This window comes from Paenibacillus sp. HGF5 (assembly GCF_000204455.1).
Lineage (GTDB): Bacteria > Bacillota > Bacilli > Paenibacillales > Paenibacillaceae > Paenibacillus_AQ > Paenibacillus_AQ lautus_A.
This window is the reverse complement of the sequence record NZ_AEXS01000061.1, coordinates 1-24,189: the sequence shown is the minus strand read 5'-3', so window position 1 is coordinate 24,189 and position 24,189 is coordinate 1. Positions and strand designations below refer to the sequence as shown.

Annotated in this window: 26 protein-coding genes and 2 pseudogenes; 22 read left to right on the top strand and 6 right to left on the bottom strand. The window is 46.8% G+C overall.

Going from position 1 to position 24,189, the window contains the following annotated elements:
• Positions 1-175 precede the first annotated feature (175 nt).
• Positions 176-454 carry an ArsR/SmtB family transcription factor gene (locus HMPREF9412_RS09895; protein WP_036661013.1) on the top strand — a complete coding sequence of 93 codons (279 nt, stop codon included), beginning with the start codon at positions 176-178 and terminating at the stop codon, positions 452-454.
• A gap of 37 nt (positions 455-491) precedes the next feature.
• Complete coding sequence (locus HMPREF9412_RS09890) at positions 492-875, top strand: VOC family protein (RefSeq protein WP_009591311.1); 384 nt, start codon at positions 492-494, stop codon at positions 873-875.
• Between the two features lie 266 nt (positions 876-1,141).
• Here HMPREF9412_RS09890 and HMPREF9412_RS09885 read toward each other — a convergent pair whose 3' ends face one another.
• The gene (locus HMPREF9412_RS09885) at positions 1,142-2,092 is read right to left on the bottom strand and encodes a helix-turn-helix transcriptional regulator (RefSeq protein WP_009591329.1); all 951 of its coding nucleotides are present in this window, start codon (positions 2,090-2,092) and stop codon (positions 1,142-1,144) included.
• A 222-nt stretch (positions 2,093-2,314) separates the two neighbouring features.
• On the opposite strand from HMPREF9412_RS09885, the gene modA reads away from it, so the two are divergent.
• From modA to HMPREF9412_RS09835, 10 genes are all read left to right on the top strand, one after another.
• The gene (modA, locus tag HMPREF9412_RS09880) at positions 2,315-3,154 is read left to right on the top strand and encodes a molybdate ABC transporter substrate-binding protein (RefSeq protein WP_009591304.1); all 840 of its coding nucleotides are present in this window, start codon (positions 2,315-2,317) and stop codon (positions 3,152-3,154) included.
• A gap of 11 nt (positions 3,155-3,165) precedes the next feature.
• Positions 3,166-3,825 carry a molybdate ABC transporter permease subunit gene (gene modB / locus HMPREF9412_RS09875; RefSeq protein ID WP_036671827.1) on the top strand — a complete coding sequence of 220 codons (660 nt, stop codon included), beginning with the start codon at positions 3,166-3,168 and terminating at the stop codon, positions 3,823-3,825.
• A 230-nt stretch (positions 3,826-4,055) separates the two neighbouring features.
• Positions 4,056-5,042: a phage baseplate protein gene (locus HMPREF9412_RS09870; protein WP_009591314.1), complete on the top strand. Its 987-nt coding sequence runs from the start codon at positions 4,056-4,058 to the stop codon at positions 5,040-5,042.
• Between the two features lie 191 nt (positions 5,043-5,233).
• Positions 5,234-6,001, top strand: a complete 768-nt coding sequence (locus HMPREF9412_RS09865; protein ID WP_009591308.1) for a DeoR/GlpR family DNA-binding transcription regulator — start codon at positions 5,234-5,236, stop codon at positions 5,999-6,001.
• Between the two features lie 178 nt (positions 6,002-6,179).
• Positions 6,180-7,016 carry a DMT family transporter gene (locus HMPREF9412_RS09860; protein WP_009591317.1) on the top strand — a complete coding sequence of 279 codons (837 nt, stop codon included), beginning with the start codon at positions 6,180-6,182 and terminating at the stop codon, positions 7,014-7,016.
• Positions 7,017-7,102: 86 nt separating this feature from the next.
• Positions 7,103-7,981, top strand: a complete 879-nt coding sequence (locus tag HMPREF9412_RS09855; protein WP_009591322.1) for a metallophosphoesterase family protein — start codon at positions 7,103-7,105, stop codon at positions 7,979-7,981.
• Positions 7,982-8,214: 233 nt separating this feature from the next.
• Positions 8,215-9,591 (top strand): amino acid permease, encoded by a 1,377-nt coding sequence (locus HMPREF9412_RS09850; RefSeq protein ID WP_009591324.1) that lies wholly within the window; start codon positions 8,215-8,217, stop codon positions 9,589-9,591.
• A 235-nt stretch (positions 9,592-9,826) separates the two neighbouring features.
• The gene (locus HMPREF9412_RS09845) at positions 9,827-10,459 is read left to right on the top strand and encodes a Vat family streptogramin A O-acetyltransferase (protein ID WP_009591333.1); all 633 of its coding nucleotides are present in this window, start codon (positions 9,827-9,829) and stop codon (positions 10,457-10,459) included.
• Positions 10,460-10,615: 156 nt separating this feature from the next.
• The gene (locus HMPREF9412_RS09840) at positions 10,616-11,257 is read left to right on the top strand and encodes a glycosyltransferase (protein ID WP_175320753.1); all 642 of its coding nucleotides are present in this window, start codon (positions 10,616-10,618) and stop codon (positions 11,255-11,257) included.
• 252 nt (positions 11,258-11,509) lie between these two features.
• Entirely contained in the window at positions 11,510-12,286 is a 777-nt protein-coding gene (locus tag HMPREF9412_RS09835) for an NAD-dependent epimerase/dehydratase family protein (RefSeq protein ID WP_009591312.1), read from the top strand.
• A gap of 230 nt (positions 12,287-12,516) precedes the next feature.
• Here the strand turns inward: HMPREF9412_RS09835 and HMPREF9412_RS09830 are convergent, their stop codons facing one another.
• A complete protein-coding gene (locus tag HMPREF9412_RS09830) occupies positions 12,517-13,065 on the bottom strand; it encodes a TetR/AcrR family transcriptional regulator (protein WP_009591318.1) in 549 nt (182 codons plus the stop codon).
• Positions 13,066-13,324: 259 nt separating this feature from the next.
• Here HMPREF9412_RS09830 and HMPREF9412_RS09825 point away from each other — a divergent pair, with 259 nt between their 5' ends.
• Both HMPREF9412_RS09825 and HMPREF9412_RS09820 read left to right on the top strand, forming a co-directional pair.
• Positions 13,325-14,374 (top strand): NAD(P)-dependent alcohol dehydrogenase, encoded by a 1,050-nt coding sequence (locus HMPREF9412_RS09825; RefSeq protein ID WP_009591328.1) that lies wholly within the window; start codon positions 13,325-13,327, stop codon positions 14,372-14,374.
• A 157-nt stretch (positions 14,375-14,531) separates the two neighbouring features.
• Positions 14,532-15,760 (top strand): annotated as a pseudogene (locus HMPREF9412_RS09820) (multidrug effflux MFS transporter).
• A 22-nt stretch (positions 15,761-15,782) separates the two neighbouring features.
• On the opposite strand, the gene HMPREF9412_RS09815 reads toward HMPREF9412_RS09820, so the two are convergent.
• The 3 genes from HMPREF9412_RS09815 to HMPREF9412_RS09805 are packed head-to-tail and all read right to left on the bottom strand — an operon-like array spanning position 15,783 to position 19,064.
• The gene (locus HMPREF9412_RS09815; RefSeq protein WP_254664024.1) at positions 15,783-17,264 is read right to left on the bottom strand and encodes a serine hydrolase domain-containing protein; all 1,482 of its coding nucleotides are present in this window, start codon (positions 17,262-17,264) and stop codon (positions 15,783-15,785) included.
• A 58-nt stretch (positions 17,265-17,322) separates the two neighbouring features.
• The gene (locus HMPREF9412_RS09810; RefSeq protein ID WP_009591313.1) at positions 17,323-18,405 is read right to left on the bottom strand and encodes a HAMP domain-containing sensor histidine kinase; all 1,083 of its coding nucleotides are present in this window, start codon (positions 18,403-18,405) and stop codon (positions 17,323-17,325) included.
• Entirely contained in the window at positions 18,390-19,064 is a 675-nt protein-coding gene (locus HMPREF9412_RS09805; RefSeq protein WP_009591306.1) for a response regulator transcription factor, read from the bottom strand. Before HMPREF9412_RS09805 ends, HMPREF9412_RS09810 begins: the two co-directional genes overlap by 16 nt.
• Before the next feature lie 238 nt (positions 19,065-19,302).
• Between HMPREF9412_RS09805 and HMPREF9412_RS09800 the strand changes: the two genes are divergently transcribed.
• On the top strand, positions 19,303-19,611 hold the full coding sequence (locus tag HMPREF9412_RS09800; RefSeq protein ID WP_009591330.1) for a hypothetical protein: 309 nt from the start codon (positions 19,303-19,305) through the stop codon (positions 19,609-19,611).
• A gap of 372 nt (positions 19,612-19,983) precedes the next feature.
• Here the strand turns inward: HMPREF9412_RS09800 and HMPREF9412_RS09795 are convergent, their stop codons facing one another.
• Entirely contained in the window at positions 19,984-20,169 is a 186-nt protein-coding gene (locus HMPREF9412_RS09795; protein WP_009591326.1) for a hypothetical protein, read from the bottom strand.
• A 286-nt stretch (positions 20,170-20,455) separates the two neighbouring features.
• On the opposite strand from HMPREF9412_RS09795, the pseudogene HMPREF9412_RS09790 reads away from it, so the two are divergent.
• The 7 genes and pseudogenes from HMPREF9412_RS09790 to HMPREF9412_RS09765 form a co-directional block, all read left to right on the top strand.
• A pseudogene (locus HMPREF9412_RS09790) lies at positions 20,456-20,907 on the top strand (MarR family winged helix-turn-helix transcriptional regulator).
• A gap of 25 nt (positions 20,908-20,932) precedes the next feature.
• Positions 20,933-21,451, top strand: a complete 519-nt coding sequence (locus HMPREF9412_RS09785) for a GNAT family N-acetyltransferase (protein WP_009591321.1) — start codon at positions 20,933-20,935, stop codon at positions 21,449-21,451.
• Positions 21,452-21,530: 79 nt separating this feature from the next.
• Positions 21,531-21,686 carry a hypothetical protein gene (locus tag HMPREF9412_RS33280; RefSeq protein ID WP_441295365.1) on the top strand — a complete coding sequence of 52 codons (156 nt, stop codon included), beginning with the start codon at positions 21,531-21,533 and terminating at the stop codon, positions 21,684-21,686.
• Positions 21,687-21,887: 201 nt separating this feature from the next.
• Positions 21,888-22,136, top strand: coding sequence for a type B 50S ribosomal protein L31 (locus HMPREF9412_RS09780; RefSeq protein WP_036671819.1), 249 nt, complete (start codon positions 21,888-21,890; stop codon positions 22,134-22,136).
• A gap of 80 nt (positions 22,137-22,216) precedes the next feature.
• The gene (locus HMPREF9412_RS09775) at positions 22,217-23,029 is read left to right on the top strand and encodes an AAA family ATPase (protein ID WP_036671817.1); all 813 of its coding nucleotides are present in this window, start codon (positions 22,217-22,219) and stop codon (positions 23,027-23,029) included.
• A gap of 110 nt (positions 23,030-23,139) precedes the next feature.
• Positions 23,140-23,847, top strand: a complete 708-nt coding sequence (locus HMPREF9412_RS09770) for a metal ABC transporter ATP-binding protein (RefSeq protein ID WP_009591309.1) — start codon at positions 23,140-23,142, stop codon at positions 23,845-23,847.
• Positions 23,793-24,189: metal ABC transporter permease (locus HMPREF9412_RS09765; protein ID WP_036671815.1), on the top strand; the 397-nt coding region annotated here is incomplete at its 3' end. The genes HMPREF9412_RS09770 and HMPREF9412_RS09765, both read left to right, overlap by 55 nt.

Sequence of the window (24,189 nt, the reverse complement as noted above, 5' to 3'; positions counted from 1 at the left end):
ATTTTCGCGGCTTTTTCAATTATTGAACAACATCTAGGAAGCAGATGCCTTCCATGGATACTAATCGGCTGGGGTGATTGGCGGACTTAGGAAGCATATTATAAGTTACGTTTTATTCATGCAACTCTAAGGTTGCTTATTGACAAGCAACCCTGGGGTTGCTTATAATTGGACTATGAAGTGGGACAAAGACGCAATATTCAAAGCACTTGGCGATCCAACTCGGCGGCTTATGTTAGACGAATTATCCGAACGTAATGAGCTGACGTTGTATGAACTTACGGTACGTCTCATCATGAAGCACAACCTTTCCATTTCGCGGCAAGCGATAGCTAAACATCTTGCTGCATTGGAGGATGCCGGACTGGTCATAACAAAGCGTAAGGGGAAATATCGAGTCATTATCTTTAACAACGAACCACTGAAGAATTTGCTGAAAGGATGGATAGAGTAATTTTTAATTTTATAATGCTGGAGGAGGCCATAAAATCATGAAAATCATTGTAACCAGTATATTCGTGCAGGATCAAGACAGGGCAGTGGAGTTTTATTCAGAGAAGCTCGGATTTGTTATAAAGGAGGATGTTCCTGTCGGAGAATTCAGGTGGATAACGCTTGTTTCGCCCGATGTTCAAGACGGTACCGAGCTTTTGCTCGAACCGAATGAACATCCTGCCGCAAAGGAGTATCAAAAGAAGATCTTTGCCGAAGGCATCCCGGCAACCATGTTTGGCGTTGAAGATATTCGCAAAGAGTACGAGCGGTTAAGGGGAAAAGGCGTGAAGTTTACGATGGAACCGACAAAAATGGGCGAACTCACAATAGCTGTCTTTGACGATACCTGCGGGAACCTTATTCAGATCGTGCAGAAGTAACTTACGGATTTGTTAGATAACCCTGACTCTTCTGAATCGTGTAGGACAACAAGAACATGAAGACGATAAAAGCCGCATCGTATGCGGCTTTTTATTTATTTAGCATGCAAATTGCTGCCGTAACTCCTTGAGAAGAACTTGTCTACTCCCGCGCGGCGAGGTTCCATGAGCGAAGCATGCGGCAAACGAGCTGATCGCTCGGCCCCGGTGGTGACAGCTACGAAACTTTTTCTCGGTAGTCTTAATACCTTGCCAAGAATTCATGCTCAAGTCTCAAACAGGACCTCTCCTGTACGGGATACATCAAACCCCGGAATCGAACGCAGCTCCTTTTGGAAGGTGACCGATTGCAGAATTTGCAAAAGGGCGGGAATCCAGGTCTGACTCCACGTGGTTTTAAGTATCACAAGATCATAACGCTCCTGAATCAAAGGAATAAAATCAATTTGACCGATTATCGAGGCTGCTTTCTCAATTCCAACGCCAACATCGGCTTCACCGGTAGCAACTTTCGTCGCCACACCGAGATGATTAGTCTGTATATGATCATAGCCGGAAAGCTGCTCCGGATTGATTCCGTGAAGGCGGAGCTGTTCGTCGAGCAATACGCGGGCGCCTGATCCCTTCTCGCGATTCACGAATCGCAGCCCGGAACGGTCTAAATCAGACCACCCTTTAAGACCGAAGGGGTTCCCCGGCTGGACATATAACCCTGCGCTTCTAGAAAGAAGATTGACGACCACATAGGAAGAACCAACGAGCAGCTTTCGAATATACGGAAGATTGTACTCACCGGTATCTCCGTCCAATAGGTGCGTGCTGACGATATCAGACTCGCCTCTGTACATAGAGATTAAGCTGTCGAGGCTGCCGACAAATGAACGCAAGGGCCGAATGGCGGGGATTGTTTGTTCCATATGTTTGGCCAAGATATCTAGGCTAATGTCATGTCCGGTAATGACGATCGGGCGATTCCCACTGGTGAATGTAGGCGGTTGAATAGGTGAAGGCGAAAGCGCCTCAACAGGTTGGTTGGATACCGGAACCGTTCTCGTCCTTTGTTTGTAGGCCTCCAGGTCAGCAGCATCCACCCGCATTTGTTTGCCGACCCGATAAGAGGGCAGCTCCCCTTTTTTGATCAGATCATACACGGTAAGTTTGGATATTTTTAAGAGCTTGGCAATTTCCTCCGTTGTATAAGACATGTCATTGGACATATCATGTTCCTCCCGGTTAACTGTTTAAGTTGTTTAACATTTGAGGCTAATTATAACACAATTGAATGAATTCAAACGATTCTCCTGATTTCTTCCCTTTCCGGATTATATAGATATCATTAATTAGATATAAATAGATATATTTGGTTTACAAATAATTGCGCCTGAAAGTATAATGTTTATGCTTGATTATAACTAAATATAGTTTTTGGAGGAGGACCCATGATTAAACCGGCAAAGATTAGCGTGGTTTTATCTCTTGTATTAACCATGATATTAGTAATAGCGGGTTGCGGTACGGCAGCAAAAGACCATACCGATTCTCAAGCTGCGGATAAGAGTACGCCAACTTCGGCAGCAGCAAAAACGGTTGAATTGACCGTATCTGCGGCAGCAAGCATGACAGATGCTCTAAAGGAAATCCAGGAGGATTATAAAACAAAGAATCCAAATATCACATTGAATTTTAATTTTGGCGCATCCGGCGCATTGCAGCAGCAGATTGAGCAGGGAGCACCAGCCGACTTGTTCCTGTCAGCCGCAGCCAAGAACATGGAAGTGCTCGTGGATAAACAACTGATAGATGCAAATCAACAAAAAAATGTACTTAACAACGAGTTGGTGGCTGTCGTGTCTGCGGATGGAGAAGTACCGGTTGCAAGCTTTGCCGACTTGTCCAAGTCCGAAATAAAGAATATTGCCATTGGCATTCCTGAAAGTGTGCCTGCGGGAAGTTACGCTAAAGAGGCACTTACAAAAACGAACTTATGGGATTCGCTCCAATCCAAGATCGTACAAGGTAAAGACGTACGTCAAGTTCTTCAATATGTAGCAACGGGTAATGCAGATGTCGGGTTTGTGTATAAAACGGACGCATTAACCTCTGACAAAGTGAAGATTGCTTTTGCTGTGGATCCCGCAACATACACGCCTGTTGAATATCCGATTGGAATCGTAAAGGCAACGAAACATCGAAAAGAGGCTGAGGATTTCTACACTTATTTGCAGACTCAAGAAGCGCTGGACGTCTTTGTGAAGTACGGATTCTCCGTTCTGAATTGATTAGGGCCAATATGAATTGGAACGAATTCTGGTTACCGATTAAACTGTCACTACAGGTTTCCGTACTGTCCAGCCTAACGGTTGTCCTGATTGGAGTGGCTGCTGCCTGGTGGATGTCACGCAAATCCTTTAAAGGCAAAACGATTCTTGAGACCGCCTTTATGCTCCCGTTAGTTCTTCCGCCAACCGTGGTTGGTTTTGTGCTATTAGTCATACTAGGTCGAAAAAGCTGGTTTGGACAATGGATAGAATGGCTCTTTGCCGCGCCCGTCATTTTTTCTTGGTGGGCTGGCGTGATCGCTTCGGTCGTCGTAGCCTTCCCGCTGGTCTACCAAACGATGAAGGTAGGATTTTCTTCTGTCCATCGGGATGTCGAGGAAGCAGCTCGATCAAACGGAGCTAATGAGTGGCAGGTCTTCAGGTATATAACGCTTCCTTTGACTTATCGCTCGTTGGTAACTGCCTATATTCTTGGATTTGCTCGTGGACTTGGTGAATTCGGAGCAACGTTAATGATAGCAGGCAATATTCCGGGCAAAACGCAGACCATTCCTACGGCCATATTCGTTGCAGTTGATGCGGGCAATACGACGATGGCATGGGCTTGGACAGGATCCATGATCATGATTTCCTTTATAATGTTGCTTCTTACGAGGCGAAGTGATCAATAAAAGTCGCTAAACACAGCGGCTTTTTTTCATGTCTCGGAACTTCATGAATATTGATTTCTTTCAAAAAAAGGGTAATTATTAGTTAAAGCACTTTATTTATCCATCACATCAGGTTAAAAAAGTGCTGAATACGTGCAAAGCGAAAGGAGGATTGTGATTAGCTGTCGTCAGCCATTTATTCCTGTATCATATCCACCCCGGTGAGTCATCATGCCAAAGGAGGTATCTTAATGTTTCATGAGCGCTTTGCTCTCAGCGGTAGGAATTTGAAGATTTTTACGTCTTTCATTCTCGCCATTCTTTTACTTATCATGCCGGTCCTGCCGGCTGCAGCTGCATCACCAGGCAAAACCGTGAATGCTTCGGCTAAACTCGCCTATAATCTTAAAGGGCTTAAGCACAATGTGGCCGTACAAAAAGCATATATTGCAGACAAGTATGTTTACGTTACGCAGCGGTCTAAGGGTACATGCTATCTTTCCAGGCTCCTTATTAGCGGGAAAGACGCGAAGTACGTAGACCAAATGACCGTCACCAATACCGGCCATTGCCAAACGCTTGATATGTATACGTACAAAGGGGAGAATTATTTCTACTTCAGTTCCAAGGCCGATCCTTCTACTAAGCAATTCTGGTCCCTCCAAGTGGCAAGACTAAAATACAAGGCGGGATCAAAGGTCGATTATACGAAGCTGGACCGGTTCGTCTATATGAATTATGCAAACAAGACCGGCAAACGATTAGGCACAACCTATAGGGTCGACGGGGGCGGCAACAGCAAATATACGTTCTTCCGCGTACAAACCAAGGAAAAGACCGTTACCTGGTCCATTTACAGCACAGCGTCCCTGAACAAGCTTCTGGACAGCAAAAAGCAGGTTCGAATGGACAGTGCCGCCGCGGTAAAAGCGAGCATAGCGAGTTTCACTCAATCCGGCAGCCGTATTATTAGACCGAATGGATCGTTTCAGGGTGCAGATATGCTGGGGAACTCTAAAATTTACACCTCGGGAGGCGCCGAAGGCCAAACCCCGCAGATCGCCATGATGACCAGCTCGGGCGCCTACAAGAGCCTTGTAAAAATTACGAATGTGGGAAAGCATGAAATCGAAGGCGTTCAGACCAAGAACGGGAAGGTTTATTTTACGATCGTGACGGATCCCAAGAACAAGAAAAACACACAGAAAATTTACTATGTGCCGGATACGATTTTTTAAATGTTTTACGAAAAAGTCGCCATGTAATGGCGGCTTTTTTCGAGATTGTAACTAGTATGTCCGGTCCCCAGCAAGTATAAATCGTTTCTTATCACCGTCTTAAAATCAGAGAACAATGTGAGATTGTGTGTTTTTGTGGTATTCTGTACTAGTAATTCAAACACGGTAGTCGTTTATTGGAGGAATATTGAATGCTTGCACATGATCGGCATCAACAAATCATGAAACTGCTTCACGAAATCCAATCGGTCAAGACAACGGATTTAATTGCGCAATTCGGAGTTTCTTTCGAGACGATTCGAAGAGACCTGGAATATCTGGAACAAGAGGGCTTCTTAAAAAGGGTTCATGGCGGGGCAACCTTGCCGGCAACGGACTATCAGAAAGAACTGCCTTTTACCGTGCGGGAAATGAAGAGGCTTCAAGAGAAACGGGAGTTGGCCCAGATTGCCCTCCGCTACGTGGAAGAAGGGCAATCCTTGTTCATGGATGTAAGCACCACCAATACCGAATTCGCCAAGGCATTGATGACCCGCTTTGATCGATTGACGATACTGACCAATTCCTTTCAGATCGCATCGATACTTATGGAGAAACCTCATTTCACGATCATCTTTGTCGGTGGGGTGGTACGTAACTCGGAACATTGCGTGGTCGGCGATTTTGCCGAATCCTTTGTCACTCAGTTTCATGCCGACCTTTTCTTTATGAGCGTGAGCGGCATATCCCTGACCGAAGGCTTGACGGATTATGGGTTAAGCGAGATTCAGTTGAAGAAGAAAATGCTGGCCCGGGCACACAAGGTCATCGTGCTTGCAGACAGCAGTAAGTTTAACGCGGTTTCGCTCACACCGGTCTGCGGATTGGATCAGATTGAACGGATTGTGACGGACTCCGGGCTAGGGCAAGATGTCCTTAAACTATATCAGGAGGCAGGAGTCAACATCGATTTCCAATAAATTCAAAGGAACAAGAAGAGCCTTCCGACGAGGTTCTTTTTTTGCTCATCATATCAATTGACAGTAAGAATTCCCCATGATACGATCAATCTCGAGTTGTATATATGTGTATTTATAAGCATAATATTGTGTAAAACAGTGTTTTCGAGGGGGTGCAATAATTTCAATTGCAGTTTTATTGGTTCTAGGCTCTGGCATGGCGCATGCGGTATGGAATATGTTGGCAAAGTCGAGTGGGAATAAGCAGTTGTTTTTATTTATGATATATATCCCCACCACGCTTATGCTGCTCCCGGGCTTTATGATCGAAATCGTCACAGCGAATCCACCCATGTCAGGTTATCTATTGTTATTCCTATCCGTGCTCATTCAAGGGGGATATGCCTATTTCTTGTCCAAGTCCTTAACCTATGGCGACCTATCCCAGGTCTACCCGATGATGAGAGGCATTTCCACATTCTTGTTGCCTCTTTGCGGAGTCATTCTCCTGAACGAGCGGTTATCCGTCTGGGGATGGCTGGGACTCGGATTGATTGCATTTGGCTTCTTTCTATCAAGCGGCATCTTTATGAGGAAGCAAAGATTTCATGCCCCTCACAGGGTTCTTTTCTATACTGCAGCCGTGGGGTTTTGCACGATGGCATATGTGATGGTAGACAAAGTGAATCTGCAGCATTTTTCGCCAACGCTGCTTTTGGAAATATCCAATATCGGATTTATGCTTGGGCTGGCCCCGTTTATCCGTTTTGGCGAAATCGGCTGGGTAAGAGAGATAAGAGAACATGGAAAATGGCTTGCGGTTGGCGCGATTCTTTCTCCAGGCTCATATTTGTTGTTCTTGTTTGCCATGAGTATGTCCCCATTAATATACATAGCGCCTCTTCGGGAAATTGGAACCGTATTCGGCACTTTGCTGGGCGTATTGCTGCTGAAGGAAGGTCAAGGAGGGCTGCGGCTCATATCGGCCGGCATTATCTTTATCGGAATCTTACTCGTAGGCATGCTGGGCATATGATTAGCAGACGGCATTTACCGTTGCGGTGAACATGGGGATAACGCGTCGGCCATATTCGACATCATTTTGAAGGAGGATTGAGTAGTTTGAACAAGCGGAATCAAGAAGGAGGAAACCGGAACGAGGACGTGCTGCTCCGATTTCAGGTTATCACCGATACGCACGTGAAGGCGGACCCCGGACATACCTACAATTGTAATTTGGCGAGGGCACTAGAAGATATTAAACGAATGGTGCCGGACAGTGACGGCGTTATGCACTCAGGCGATTTAACCGACCAAGGGAGTACGGAGGAATATGCGGAGTTTCACAGAATATGGCGGGAGCATGGCGCAGGATTGCCGGTCAGTTATTTTGCTACAGGCAATCACGATGTCGGTCTGGGGCATTGGCCTTCACGTTTGGGAGCTTATCTGGATGCCACGGGGATGAGCGGACCCTATCACGATCATTGGGTTAACGGGTACCACTTTATCTTCCTCGGAACCGAGGAGGGGCTGGAGCTGTTTGCTTCCTTGTCCGAAGCTCAGCTGACATGGCTCGACACTAAGCTAACGGAGAGCAAGAACCCGGCTCAACCGGCTTTCGTCTTCCTGCATCAGCCGCTTAAAGACACGGTTGCAGGATCTTATGAGTCGCAGCGGTGGTACGGCGTTGCTCAGGACGAAGCGCTCAAGAAAGTTCTGGCTAAGCACCGGCATGCCATTCTGTTCACGGGGCATACTCACTGGGAGCTGGAAGCGCCGCATACGATGTTCGATGGACAGGAACAACTGCCTTATATGTTTAACGGATCCTCTGTCGCTTACCTATGGACGGATAAAGACGAGCATAAAGATGGGAGTCAGGGGCTGTTCGTCGAGGTTTATGCAGATCGTGTAATCGTCAGAGGCCGGGATTTCGCTGCAGGCAAGTGGCTGGAGAATGTCCGGTTTGAATGTAACATCCCTGAGCAATCCGAATAATTGAAAACGCCTACAACAGAACCCTCCATTCAACGACATCGGTTCATTATGATTGAACTCGGCTGTCGGGTAAATGGAGGGTTTTTCCGTCTCCGTTGCAGGATTACCAAATGAATATAATTGTTTTCACAGGAAAAAGATACTATAATTGGATCGAGGCTTACATATCTGTGTTTAGATTTTGCTCTTGTTCAAATTGACAGCTAAGAGAGTAACAGAGGGGGAAACTTGGAATGAAAAACAATGAACTAAAGAGGGGGCTCGAAGCTCGCCACATTCAGATGATTGCTTTGGGCGGCACCATCGGTGTCGGGTTATTTATGGGTTCGGCAAGCACGATCAAATGGACAGGACCATCGGTGATGCTTGCGTATGCTATTGTAGGGATTTTTATATTCTTCATTATGCGCGCAATGGGGGAAATGCAGTACATAGAACCGAGCACGGGATCGTTTGCGACCTTTGGCCATAAGTACATTCATCCCTTGGCGGGCTATGTGACGGCCTGGAGCAACTGGTTCCAATGGGTAATCGTCGGGATGGCGGAGATCATTGCCGTTGGGACCTACATGAAGTACTGGTTTCCGGATTTGCCCGCTTGGATACCAGGGCTCGTCGCCATGGCGATTCTCGGTGCAGCCAACCTGTTCTCCGTGAAATCGTTTGGTGAATTTGAGTTTTGGTTTGCCATGATTAAAATCGTAACCATCGTCTTGATGATTGTTGCCGGGCTCGGTCTGATTTTGTTCGGATTAGGCAATGGCGGAAATGCGATCGGATTTTCCAACTTGTGGCAGCATGGGGGCTTTTTTACCGGCGGATGGTCAGGCTTTTTCTTTGCTCTCTCGTTAGTGATCGGAGCCTATCAAGGCGTCGAGCTGATAGGGATTACGGCAGGTGAGGCCAAGAACCCGCAAAAAACGTTAAAGAGCGCGACGCAAAGCATTATCTGGCGCATTTTGATCTTCTATATCGGCGCGATTTTTGTGATTGTTACGGTCTATCCTTGGAATCAGCTGCAAGCCCTCGGCAGTCCGTTCGTTGCCACGTTTGCGAAAGTCGGCATTACTGCGGCAGCCGGAATCATCAACTTTGTTGTCATCACCGCCGCCATGTCGGGCTGCAACAGCGGGATATTTAGCGCAGGACGCATGCTTTATACATTAGGAGTCAATGGACAGGCACCGAAAATATTTACGAAACTGTCCCGTAACGGCGTGCCCCTGCTGGGAACGATCGGCGTACTCGCGGGGTTGGGCCTTGGCGTGTTATTAAGTTATATCGCACCGGAAAATCTGTTTGTGCATGTGTACAGCGCCAGCGTGCTTCCCGGCATGGTGCCGTGGTTCGTCATTTTGATCAGTCAAATCAATTTCAGAAGAACCAAGGGGAGTGCCTTGGATGATCATCCGTTCAAAATGCCTTTCGCACCGGTGACCAACTATGTGACGATTGCCTTTTTGCTTATGGTGCTGGTCGGTATGTGGATCAACGATGAAACTCGGATTTCCCTGATTACAGGCATTGTTTTCTTGGGTATTGTCGTGATCAGTTATTATGCTTCCGGGGTTAACAAGGCACAAAAAAACCATGAGTCAAGCAACAAATGAATTGGCAAAACATCCAATAATGAAACAAATCAACATCCCATTCTCACCAAAGTGGAAATGGGATGTTTTCATTTTGAGGTACGAGCTCGAGTGATTTTATGTAGGATTCAAACAGGATAACCAATCTATACGTCGAAATTGAAAAGGTAAGTTTGTCTCCCGGTATCGGACCTCATGGATAGGAATACGACGCTGAACAACTCATGATTGATATAAAACGAAGGTGGGATTCTATATGCAATATGGGCCAGACCCTAACGCAATCTACCCGAATGAGGCGATTAAAAGTATTTGCTATATTAAAAACGTAGTGACACGCCCCAATATTATTGTCGGCGACTATACCTATTATGACGATCTAAACGGCGCCGAAAAATTCGAAGAGCATGTCACGCATCACTATGAATTTATTGGAGACAAGCTGATTATCGGGAAGTTTTGCGCTATCGCAAAGGGGATTGAATTCGTCATGAATGGCGCCAACCATAGAATGGGCAGTGTTACTACCTATCCATTTAACATCATGGGCAACGGTTGGGAGAAATCGACTCCGGCACTGGCCGACTTACCCCTTAAAGGCGACACCGTCATTGGCAACGATGTCTGGATTGGTCAAAACGTCACCGTTATGCCCGGTGTACACATCGGCGACGGAGCTATCATAGCAGCCAATTCGGTTGTTGTAAAAGATGTCCCCCCTTATCATATTGCAGGCGGGAACCCTTGCAGGGTTATTAAGAATAGATTTGATGACGAACTCATTGACCATCTCCTTGCCATCCAATGGTGGGATTGGCCTGCTCGGAAAATTTTTGACCATCTTGAAACGTTATGCAGCGGAGATCTGACTGAAATCAAGGAAATATAAATTGCTCAATATAGCATTTCATGGGTGAATCTACTTATCGAGCGGCTTTGCAGAACACCAGGGCACCGTGAATATGATCCTCTGCATAAAAATTGGAACCTTACATCATAATAATACAGTTTTTTTTATTCCAACATCTCAGAGGAGCAGATACGTGTGAAAAACAAATGGTTGCTAGCGTTAACCCTAGCGTTCGTAATTAGCATGACTCAGGCTGTAGCGCCCGTACAAGCCATGGTGGGCGAGAATCCGGATTGCATAACTCCCAAAGTAGTCCAATTGAAAGGCGAAATGGAGAAGGTTTGGATCGACCATACGATATGGACAAGAAGCTATATCGTGAGTGCCATATCTAATCGTCCTGATCAGAAGGACGTTCTGGACCGGCTTATGCGAAACCAGCAGGACATTGGCAACGTGATCAAACCTTACTATGGGGAAGCCGCCGGGAATAAGCTTGCCGATCTAATGAGAGAACATATTCGGATTGCAGTGAAAATCGTGGCTGCGGCCAAGGCCGGCAAACAGTCGGAAGTGGACAAATTAGAGGCGGATTGGCACAAAAACGCTGACGATATCGCCAAATTCTTAAGCGCAGCGAATCCGAACTGGCAGTTTAAGGAGCTCCAGGATATGTTGTATACGCATCTCCAATTGATTACGGAAATCGTCGTTAGCTGTATCAAGGGAGATTGGAAAGCGGATATTGCTGCAACCGACAAAAACGAGATCCACATGATTCATTTAGCGGATATTCTGACAGAAGGCATTGTCAAGCAATTCCCTGAGAAATTCTAAGGATTACTCGACTGCCAGAATCGCGTTAAAGAAGAACATACAATTACACTAGCCGCATCCTTGCGGCTTTTTGTAATTGCCAAAGCAGGAGCTTATGATCATTAACGGTACCAAGGGATATGATCTATTAGCCGTTTTTCGCTTTCCGCAAGAGGGAACTCAAAACATTATCGTATACATCCCTCTCCCAACGGGTAATAACTAACAGCACAGCAAAAACGTGACGATCAGTGGGAAAGGGGCTTGAAACGAATGAAACGCAAACTATTGATAACCGGAGCGGCGGGCACCATAGGGAACGTAATTTACAAGGGGCTGCAAAAAGACAGCCGGTATGACATCATCGGTGCGGATATAGAGGCGGACGATAGGCAGGGTATCGTGCAGCTGGACATCGTGGACGAGGCGCGGCTGGCAGAGCTTACGCAAGGAGTTGATACGGTGCTCCATTTTGCCTGGATTAAGGACAACGGGGATTTCCTCGGTAAGGTACTGGAAGGAAATGTGACCGGCGCGTACAAGTTGTTTGAGGCAGCAGTGCAGAATGGCGTTCGCCGTATGATATTTGCCAGCTCCAATCATGCGACCGGTTATTACAAGGTTTACGAAAAGGTAGAGCCGGACGATCCGTACCGCCCGGATAGCTTTTACGGACTCAGCAAATGCTATATCGAATTGCTGGGGCGGCTTTATTCCGATCAGGGCAAAATCTCTTCCATTAATATTCGAATCGGCAACTTCCCCGGAGACGATCGACCTCATTCAGAGCGCGCGGGGCATATCTGGATATCGGAACGCGATATGCTTCAACTGATCGTTTGCTGCATTGAAGCAGATGACAAACTACCGTATTTGAACTTGTACGGCACCTCCGCCAATACGGATAACTATTATAACATCGATTATCTGGAAGGATTAATCGGATACAAACCTCAGGACGACGCGGCAAAGCTGCTTGAGTTAGCCAAGGCGGCGGGAAGCAAAGTACGTCAGGACGAGACGGTCTATCAGGGAGGCCAGCAACAATAACAGCTTCGAAGAAGGGCCTGTAAACCTGCGTTTCCGTAGATTGGTGATGCCTGATAGAGATTTGCATGCGTACAAAGCCATGAGGATAGGATGAACGATGAGAGGCTTGTCTTCTGAAAGTCGCGTTAATAATGCGGCTTTTTTTATTTTTCAGGATTATCGTTCGTGTCATTCCCACTTGACGTACGTTTCGATTACGTGATCAGCTGCCCCGGCGGCACGTACGCCGATTAAAGGCTTCTATCTAACAAGGTACCCACTTGTTTGGCCATGACTTGCGGCGAGTAGGGCATTCCATTTCGGATCCACCATTCAATGACCCCGACATAAGCAGTCCCGGCATATTGCAGCATCACATCTTCGTGTAATTCCGCATTTTTTCCGCTTTCTTTGTCGATCTCACCTTTGAATCCTTCCATGAAAGACGTAAGCAGCCGCGTTCTGAAAGAGGAAGGGGCGCCTTTGGACGCTAACATGGTCGAAAAAAGCACATAATTCTTTTCAAAATATTCGAAATACGGTACGAGAGCATCCGCCCATTCCATTTCACACGCCCATGTATCCATCTCTTTTAATTCCTGAATGTGTGCCTCCATGATTTGATTCAATAAATCATACTTGTCTTGATAATGCAGATAAATCGTGCCGCGATTCAAATTTGCCTGGTCTGCGATGTCTTGAATGGTTATGTCATCGAAGTTTTTGTCGGCCATCAATTCAATGACGGCTTTTCTTAAGGCTTCCTGCGTTTTTAGGATTCTACGATCCACTTTTGCCATCTTGTATTATCCTCCTGACCTTACCAACATAATGAACACTTTTGATGATCTTGTTGATATCTCAACAAATCGCGCTGATTTAACCATTGAACTTCAACTTCTATCTCCTATAATAATAGACATGAGTTGATTAAACAACTTAATTTGTTTATTCGCTTTTCGTGGATTGGGTCGGCTAAGGAATTCCCTATTTTACGCCAACTCGACTATTTTCTAATAGGGACTAGTTGAGAAAATTGATACTACCTGGAGGTTATACATGATGAATGCTAATGCACGTGCTGTATTCGGTCCGCAAGGTCCGTTCCAACTAACAACAATTGAGCGCAGGGATCTTAAGCCGCATGATGTGCTCATTGAAATCAAATATGCAGGGATTTGCCACTCGGATATCCATACCGCTCGCGGAGATTGGGGGCCGGTCCAATATCCTCTCGTACCGGGACATGAAATCGCCGGCATTGTCGCCCGGGTTGGCTCGGATGTCACAAAGTATACGGTTGGTGACCGAGTAGGCGTCGGCTGCATGGTTGATTCCTGCGGAGAGTGCGAGAGCTGCCGCAGAGGAGAGGAGCAATATTGTCTGGATGGACATACGGGTACTTACGCAGCTACCGACAGATATGGTCAGTATACACAAGGAGGCTACTCCTCCCATATCGTCGTAACGGAGGATTTCGTCGTACGCATTCCTGACGGCATTGCTCTTGATGCCGCTGCACCGCTCTTATGTGCCGGAATCACAACCTACTCGCCGCTTCGCCATTGGGGTGCCGCTCCTGGCAAGAAGATCGCAGTTGTTGGATTTGGCGGGCTCGGCCACATGGCTGTAAAGCTGGCTCATGCCATGGGAGCCGAAGTCACGGTTTTATCACAGACCTTGAAGAAGAAAGAAGACGGTTTGAAGTTAGGCGCAGACCATTATTATGCTACCAACGATCCAGAGACATTTAACAAGTTGGCCGTCACGTTTGATCTCATCGTGAATACGGTGAGCGCGAAGATTGATTTGAATGCTTATCTCTCGCTGCTGGCAGTGGACGGTACCTTGGTCAACGTCGGTGCACCGCCGGAGGCATTGCCTGTTCAAGTATTTTCTCTAATCCCGCATCGTCGGTCGTTTGCTGGATCGGCAATCGGCGGCATTCGAGAAACGCAGGAAATGCTGGATTTCTGCGCTGAACACCACATAACGCCTGAGATCGAGGTCATTTCCGCAAATCGGATTGATGAGGCTTGGGAACGCGTGCTGGCTTCGGACGTCCGGTATCGATTTGTCATTGACATCAGCACGATGGAGAACGAATAAGAATTCATTGCATCCTTTGAATCATGAAGGGCACGCCGAGTGGTGTGCCCTTTAGTTAAATGAGGAACCGGTCGAACGAACGGTTACCTGCGCAATCGTCTTAAGCAAATACGTTATTTTATAAGAAAATATCTCATCAGTCATAGGAGTTAGAGAAATGAAATATAAAGCTCAACAAAGTTCTCTCGGTTTTGCCCTAATCTTGGCGACATTTTCGGCATTGGGGCCGTTTACGGTCGATATGTACCTGGCATCGCTTCCGCAAATCGCTGTATTTTTTGGAACAAGCGCAGCTGCGGTTCAAGCGAGTTTAACCACCAGCCTGTTAGGATTAGGATTGGGACAGTTGATCATGGGGCCTATAAGCGACATGTATGGAAGGCGTCCGCCTTTGCTGACCTCCATGATCGTGTACATCCTTTCCTCGATTGGATGCGCTTTTGCGCCAAGCATTGAGTGGTTCATATGTTTAAGATTCATTCAAGGGGTTGCGGCGTCGGCCGGACTCGTGATTTCGCGAGCTATTGTCCGCGATCGGTTTCGCGGCGTAGAAATGACGAAGTTTATCGCGCTCTTAACGATGATCAGCAATGTGGCACCGTTAATTTCGCCAACGCTCGGAAGCGCGGTCATGTCATACAGCTCATGGGGAAGCGTATTTCTGTTCTTGGGGGCGCTAGGCATAGCACTGACCGCGATAACCTTAGGAGGGTTAAAGGAAAGCTTACCTGTACAGCAGCGAGTTCCAAGCAGTTTCAGCACGTTGATAAAAATTATAACAGCTTGTTCCGGGAGCGGTCGTTTATGGGATATGCACTAGTTAACGGCATACTGTTCGCAGGCGTCTTCGCTTATGTGGCGGGTACCCCGTTTATTTATCAGAACATGTACGGCGTGTCGCCGTATATGTTCTCGATCCTCTTTGCGTTGAATGGCCTTGCGATCATTGCGGGATCACAATTCGTTAAATTGTTTGCAGGCCGGGTACCGGAAAACCGGCTATTCAGGATCGGATTAATCATTGCGTTCATATCTTCTGCAGCGGTCTTGTTCGTCGTATTGGTACATGGAGCATTGTCTGCCATGTTTATCTCGATCTTCTTATTCGCTTTTTCCATTGGGATCATTGGGCCGATCTCCTTCACGTTAGCCATGGAGTCGCAGGGGCATATTGCAGGCAGCGCTTCAGCCGTGCTCGGCTCCTTACAATTCGCATTAGGCGCCGTTACGTCTCCGCTTGTGGGAATGGCGGGCGAAAATTCCGCGATTCCTTTTGGAGTTGTCATCTTTTCCACCAGTGTGTTATCTATTGCCGCCTATCTCATCCTGATTCAAGGGGGACGAAGATTAACCGGCGGTGAAACCAGCTCTGAATCCAGCATGTGAATGATGTGTTGAGCTTGTGGCATTATGGGGTGTTAGCCATGGATTGGCTATTCTTAACGTAACGAGCATAGACGTTATAATAGCAAGCCACATGCACGAGATTGACAAGCGACCATACAACAAGCCAGATGATCGGTGACGATAGGGTAGTCCAAAGACCGGACCATGGCAGCACGCGCCCTCCGCCGATAAACGTCAGCAATGGGGGGAGAGACAAGAGGATGAGGACCGGAATCAGCCTAATGACCGATATGAGAATGAACATGCCGATCGTAAGGCGTTTTTTCTTCCGACGAATACGAATAGAAGCATAGGCGCCCCATACAAGCGTTGCGAGAATCAACGCCATCATGATCATAGACATGTTTCGATCGTTAAGATAAGAGATATTGGGCTGTTCTCCCCTCATCATAGCCGCGACCCCATCGATGATTCCCGAGTAATTCACAAATGCGTTCAATCCCGAATTAAACATCACCGCGATCCCCATCTGCTCGTCCAAATAAACCGTTTCTTCCGATTTGTACGTCCAGAAAATGCCGCTGTGGGAGATCGTTCGGCCGCGCGATGGATCATGGTCTGCGAGCCAACCCATGCCGTACGGCGAAGCTTCTCCGGCTGAATGAAATTGATTCATCAGCGCCGGGGGAAGAAGGTTGCCGCTATATTGGGCAATCATCCACTTGGACATATCTTCCGCGGTTGAAACGATCCCTGCGGGACCGTCAATAAACCACAGCGGCTCCGAGCGACTCACGGAGCGGCCCAGAATCGAGTAATGACCCGGCGGGATAGCTTCATTCCCATGGATTTGATGCGTCGTGCTGACACTGTAGGTATGGTTCATACCCAGGGGTTTAAAAATATGACGATTCAGGTAATCCGAAAATCGCTCTCCACTGATGCTTTCCACGAGGTTCGCCAACAGCACGTAATTGGGATTGTGGTAGCTGTAAGTTGTTCCAGGTTTATGGGCGAGTTCAACCTCGTTTAATAACCGGTTCGCCTCTTGCAGTGCTTGGAATTGCGGAGTCCTCGTCATATCGGGATTGGTTCCATCCGTCAGGCCGCTGGTTTGATTCAATAAATGCCGGACCGTTATGTCATGAACTCGGGGATCCTGTGGCGTCAGTTCGGGAAAATAGGAAAGGTAAGCCTCATCCAGATCAATCCGGCCTTTATCCACCAACTGCAGTACGGCTAATGCGGTAAAGGACTTGCTAAGCGAAGCAATGGGTAGAGGGGTTTCGTCCGTTATGCTTTGGTTTTCACCAAACGTACCATAACCTTTGGCATAGAAGGTCTTATCGTTTAAGGAAATCGACAAGGACGCACCTTCGATATGGTTGGCCTTCATGCTCCGGCTCATGTATTCGTCAATGTCCCGCCAAAGTTCCGTGCGGTCTTGGACCTCCCATGCAGATACGGACTCCGCCATCACGGTCCAAGATAGCAGCAGGCAGGTAATTACGGTAAACATTCTTTGTATTGTTTTCGCCATCATAGCACTCCTTCTTTCAAGATAAGGATATGCTATCGGATAATTTTCAACTATTTATCAACTATGATCCAAAACTTGCGGTAACGCACCCGCCGCCTTGAGGTCCGTTTTCGACCTGCAAGCTCCCGCCATGTATTTCGCAAAGCACCTTGCAAACATACAATCCTAGTCCGCGATGTTCGGTTGCATCCCACATATCCCCGCGGTAAAAAGGAAGAGCTGCCTTGTTTAGGGCTTCGTTCGAGAAACCGGGTCCGTCGTCCGTGACGGCAATATCCATAGAGGCTTCCCGAATGATAAAACGAGCGTTCACCTGACTGGTTGCGTAACGCGCCGCATTGGCTACCAGGTTCTCGAATACCTGCATGACGACATTAGCATCCAGGCTGATTTCACAATCAGCGTTATCAATGGAAGAGGCAAAGTTAATGCCGAATTGACTAGCTATTTGTTTGGCGCTGTCGTTCAACAAAGCCGTGAAAGGGATGATATTCACGGGATCGCGATGCACCTGGGTATCCTCCAGCTTCTGAATCGAGCTCATGGCCTCCGCATAGTTCTCCAAGCGAACGATGTGAAGGTACATGGTATGGATCAGATCCAGAATCTTCTCTTCCGACAATTTCTTCTCGGGAACATAGGTGGCGAGAAACTCGGCGTATCCTTTCAGCACAGACAGCGGCGTCCTCAGATCATGGGCAAAAATTGCATTGAGCTGCTTGCGCTCCTCGACCGAACGCCAGAGCGACTTTAAATTGATTTCCAATTGTGAGCGCATGTTTTCAAATACGGCGATCAGCTCGCCCATCTCGTCCCGGCTGCCATAGGAGATACTGAAGCTTAGATCGTTGGCCGAGATCTTCTTGGATGCTTGCATTAGAATCGTCAGCGGTCGTTTTAGCTTCCAACTGTAAAATAGAACGGCCATGGCGACAATTCCTGCGGCTACCGTCAACAGCACCGCCGCGACGAGGGAGGGCAGCAACCAATCGGGCTCTCCAAAACGCTCCCGCAGGATCTCCGCCCAGGCAAATTCCAAGGTGATCATGGCCAGTACGGCCAAGAGCGTGAGAATGCATAACAGGATGAACGATTGCAGCAAATTAAGTCTTTCTAGCAGCAGCCTATTTAAGAGTTTAGCCATTTGTATCCTACTCCCCACACCGTCTCGATTCGATCGGTGCTGCCGTATTCCTTGAATTTGTTGCGAATTCGCCGAATATGCTCCGCGATGACGCTGCTATCGCCTTCTTCGTCCAGGCCCCAAATTTTCTCGTACATTCGCTCCTTCTCGAATACCATGCCGGGATTCATGGACAGCAATTCGATAATGTCGAACTCTTTTTTGGCCAAAGGAATTCGTATATCCTGGAAATAAAGCTCCCGGGCCGTATAATTAATGACCAAATCATGGTTAAACCTCACCGAGGCTTTGGTTAGGATTCGCTGTTCCCTGCGCAAATGCGCTTCCACCCTGGCGCCAAGCTCGCGAATACTGAAAGGTTTCAGGATATAGTCATCGCCTCCTGCCCGAAAGCCGGCTATTTTATCGGCATCTTCGATTCGAGCGGTCAAAAATAAGATAGGGCACGAAACAAAACCTCTAATTCTTTCGCATATTTCAAGGCCGTTCTCCTCAGGCATGTTGATATCGAGCAATACGAGATCGGGTCCTTGTTCCACTTTTTGCATAGCTTCCCGGCTGTTCTTGGCCGTCATGACAAAATATCCATTAATTTCAAAGTAATCGGTCAGCAGCTTTCGAAGATCCGCCTCATCGTCCACGATTAGTATCTTATGCATACATGCTTCATCTCCAGTTTCATATGTTTGATTTCAGCATATCAAAGAAATTTTCGCATACCAATCGGATTTTAATTGAACGCATGGAAAGTCTAAGGCAGAGTAGACGAGGTTCACCAATCGTGGTATGAATAGTATTGGCTGAGTCGGTGGCGCTTCGACACCACCACCGTTAGAGAAGGGCTGAACAAGGAAAGTAATCGATGGTACACGTTATTTTATTTTGGAGGATCAAATCATGAATCAACGTTTTCGGATCACGAGATCCATGCAACCCAACGCTGGCGATCAGGAGATTTCATTGGAAGAATGCCAACTATATTTTTCAACCAAAGCTGATTTTATTTATCAGACGGAGCTCACTGTGAGAGGGGAAGAGAGCACCATGTCGGTAGAGGGCGATTTCTTTATGTGGAAACATGGGGAAGCCTTGATTCCATTCAGGCACTACATGGGAGAGCTGTATGTCGCCGTTTCCCATCAAGACCTTGTGCCTCTCATGATCGAAATTGCAACTGATTTGCGGGCGGATATCGTAGAAGGGTAACCGAATGGAGCCTGTAAGAGCTTTGTAAGATCTTATTATTAGATATGTTAGGCTGTCGGGATTAGAAAGCAAAATAAATAGCGCTGATGAGCTTGGTTAGAGATCTTACCGAGCCCATCGGCGCTTTTTTTGCGAAGTCCATTTTAAATGGGTGCAGGATGGGCAGGATGGTTTGGTGTAGGATGCGATGCCTGCGGACTATCCGCGAATTTTTGCCCCAATCCACCAAGTAGATGGCGGCCGTTAAAGCAAACGCAAGCGGGCAACGGCGATGCCCAAGTGGATACGGAAGGGCTGAAAGATAGGGGCGGTAAGAGAATGGAGTGGAGGAAGGGTGGCTTGCTTCATATCATGGACTCTGCACGCCGTCCCTCATTCTTTGGGGAACTTTTTTAACAGGAGATCTACTTTTTGGTGTAAGTGCCGCAGTTCTTTATTGTAATGTCTGTAAGTTAATACACCGAGAATGGATTTGATGCCCAAAAAGACGATGGCTGCAATGACAATCAGCAAATAATTGTGAGCCAGTTGTCCAAGCCAGCTGTTGATGTTAACCATGATGACCCTCCTTCATGAATAGTATTTGTTTTTCGACCAGGAAGTTATGCCAGAACATGTAAAGTAACGGCAACCCGATGATTTCTGACGGCCGGTCATTACAGGAGAATATAACCATATGATCGTTCCATTTGTTTGCCTTATCCTTGGTTGATGGTTATCCCGTAGGGCTTGGTGTTTGATGAGGATCTACGAGCGCTTATTTTTGTTGTAAATGCAACAAAAATAGTGTACTATTTTCTTACTGCTTCATTTGAATAAATTCGAGAAGAGTGGAGTTGCAGATATGAAGGACGTTCTCCGTGAGATTGGTATGATCGCCAGGTCATTGGATTCGATAAGCAATATTGAGTTTAAGCAATACGATCTGACAAAAGGACAGTATTTGTACCTCGTGCGAATATGTGAACACCCAGGAATTATTCAAGAAAAGTTATCTGAAATGATAAAGGTCGACCGAACAACAACGGCTCGGGCTATAAAGAAGCTTGAGATGAATGGGTTTATTGATAGAAGAGAAGATCAATATAACAAAAAATCAAAAAACTGTTTCCAACGGAGAAAGGGAGCAATGTGTATCCTTTAATAAAAAGGGAGAACGATTATTCCAATTTGGTTGCACTATCCGGATTCTCTGCAAGTGAAGTAGAAGTCATGTTTGAGTTTATCCAAAGAGTCCGACACAATGTGGAAAAAGACTGGGAGTTTGTTAAAAAGGGTAACAAGCGACACTATTGATGTATTCAAAGGAGAACAAAGCAAAGTGACCACAACTATAGAAAAGTGCACGATTGAAGATCTGGGCTTGATTCAAGAAATAAGCATTAAAACATTTAACGAAACTTTTAAGGATCAAAATTCGCCTGAAAATATGAAAGCCTACTTAGATAAAGCTTTCCATTTGGATCAATTGGAAAAAGAATTATCGAATATCTTTTCGGATTTCTATTTTATTTACGCTAATGGGGAAGTTGCAGGATATTTAAAAATAAACACCCATCATGCTCAGTCCGAAGCAATGGGCGATGATTGCCTGGAGATCGAGCGGATCTATATCAAGCAAAGCTTTCATAAACAGGGGCTTGGCAAATATCTAATGAATAAAGCCGTAGAGATCGCGTTGGAACGGAATCTAAGGAAGATCTGGCTAGGGGTTTGGGAAAAAAATGAGAATGCCATTACCTTTTATAATAAAATGGGGTTTGTTCAGACGGGGACCCATACTTTCTATATGGGGGATGAAGAGCAAATCGATCTTATTATGACCCAAGCACTCAAATAATAGGAAGCACAGCGGATCGAACTTAGGACTCATGGGCAGGGCGAGGGTCAGTGTTCTTATGATCAGGACTACAATGTGACTGAGTGGAATCGATCGCCTCCAACGAATAGATCATCCTTCGTCTAACGCTTCTCTGCCCGCCGCTGTTCTTGAAGTTTTCATGCGTGGGGTTGCCAATGGTCATGCCGACGATAGCTTCACCAGCTTAATTGAAATGTTTAAAAAGCCTTTATAATCGCATAGTCCGACCGCATTCCATTCGTGGTATGCGGTTTTTTGTTTATGCCCAAGAGTAACGAAACGATTTTTTCAGTATGGAGCCGAGAGTTGACAGAATTGATTTTATATTTTAATATTCATCCATGACGTTAATCGTAAGGATTACGAATAAAAAATAATACAGAGTCGATTGGCTCGGAAAGAAGAGAACATTACCATGCAAAAAGGGATACATCCAACATTTCAAAAAGTCATATTCCTAGACGCGAGCGTTGGCTTTTCATTTCTTAGTGCCTCCACGAAGACTTCGACAGAAACGATGGAGTGGGAAGACGGTCATACCTATCCCGTGATTCGCGTAGATTCCAGTTCGGCTTCACACCCTTTCTTCACGGGCAAGCAGAAAAATACCGAAATCGGCGGGCGTGTCGATAAGTTCAAGAAACGATTAAGTTATAAACGGTAGAGAGGATAACGTACCGAATCAGAAAAAGAACGGTCACGCCATGATACTCGATTTATGCAGTGAAGGAGCAGCAGTTGATCATGAGCAAAAGCAATGCAAGCCAGCGTATTCCGCGTGCCAAAGGGATCGATATGGCAACCGTGTATTCACCTAAGGAGTGCGGCAAAAAAGCGAGGCACCTGATATTGCCGGATTTCAATCAGAGAATTGTGGATGAGTTTATAGCCATTTTAGGGATGAGGGAGGAATTCGAGGAGCATCACGTACCGATTCCTAACAAGATCGTCATGTACGGTCCTCCGGGAACAGGAAAAACCTTAACGGCCTTTTATATGGCCAGCCTACTGGAGCTTCCACTCGTCCTGGCTCGTCTGGATGCTATCATTCATAGTCATCTGGGCGAAACGGGGAGCAATATTCGCAAAATCTTCGATTATGCAGACACATTTCCCTGCGTTCTTTTCCTTGATGAGTTCGATGCCATTGCCAGGACGAGGGACAGCAACGATGAAGTGAAGGAGATGGCCCGTGCTGTTAATACATTGCTGCAGTGTTTGGATGATTTTGGGGACAAGAGCATCATGATGGCGGCCACCAATTTGGAGAAGGAATTGGACCAGGCAATATGGCGCAGGTTCGATACTAAGATGACGTATTCCCTGCCGGACTTTGGCAGAAGGCAGCATTATATCGAAATTCTTCTCGGAGATTTCCGGTGTGAGGCGTCAGGGTTGACGGGGGCATGTGACCTGCTTGAAGGGTGCAGCTTTGCCGACATGGAGCAAATAGTATTGAAAGCAAAGCGAAAAGCCATTATTGAACGGCAACCGCTGCTGAAAAGCCATATAAAAGATTCCTTTGATGAATATAAACCTGATCTGGCGAAGATTTAAGGGGGATGGCTGTCCTGCTGCCGGGTTGGAAAAGGGATTGCAATAGAATACACCGGGTTTCATGCTGAATAAAACAGTTTTTCTGTCACAAGGAAGGAAGAGATGGGGATATGTTATTGTCTTCCATGCGCGACGTTATGTTTGGATACGGGGATCAAGCTGTCGTTGAGAATTTGTCGCTCGACATTCATAGCGGACAATTCATCGGTATATCCGGTCCAAATGGCGCCGCAAAATCAACTTTGCTGAAATTGATGCTTGGTTTGATAAAGCCCTGGAGCGGGTCCATCGTTTTCAAGCGAGTATTGGAGGACGGATCCAGGATATCTGTCGGATATGTTCCGCAGCAAGTGGCCTCGTTCAACGCAGGCTTTCCCAGTAAAGTGATTGAGCTTGTACGATCGGGCCGTTACGGACGACTCGGATTGTTCAAGTGTTTCACATCCGTAGATTATGAGATCGTTGAGCGAAGCCTGAAGGAAGTGGGGATGTGGGAATATCGTCATCGGAGGATCGGCGAGTTATCGGGAGGGCAGAAGCAGCGAATATGCGTTGCCAGAGCGTTGGCCCAGCAGCCGCAGGTATTGATCCTTGACGAGCCTACGACAGGGATGGATGTGTCGAGTCGTACGGATCTGTACCGACTCTTAAACGATTATGTCAAGGACAAAGGCAACACGGTCATTATGGTTACCCATTCGCTTGATGAAATCGGTCCATATCTGGACCAGGTCGTCCAATTGGAGCGAAAGGAGAATGAGGGATGGCGATGCTCGGTTACGAATTCATGCAGCGCGCGTTTTGGGCAGGAGGCCTGATCGGCGTGATCGGTCCCGTTCTGGGCGTGTTTTTAATGCTCAGGCGCCAGGTACTCATGGCGGACACACTCTCTCATGTATCCTTGGCGGGAGTCGCATTGGGTTCTTTTTTGAAACTGAATCCCGCACTCAGCGGTTTTGCGATGGCTATTGTCGGGGCACTTGTGATTGAACAGCTTAGGAGAGCGTATCGTACATACACCGAGGTTCCGGTTGCCATAATTATGACGTCCGGGCTTGCTCTGTCGGTGGTCCTGATGAGCTTGAATCAAAATCTGAGCAAGAGCTTCAGCTCCTATTTGTTCGGGTCGATTGTTGCGGTTAGCGATACGCAGCTTCGGC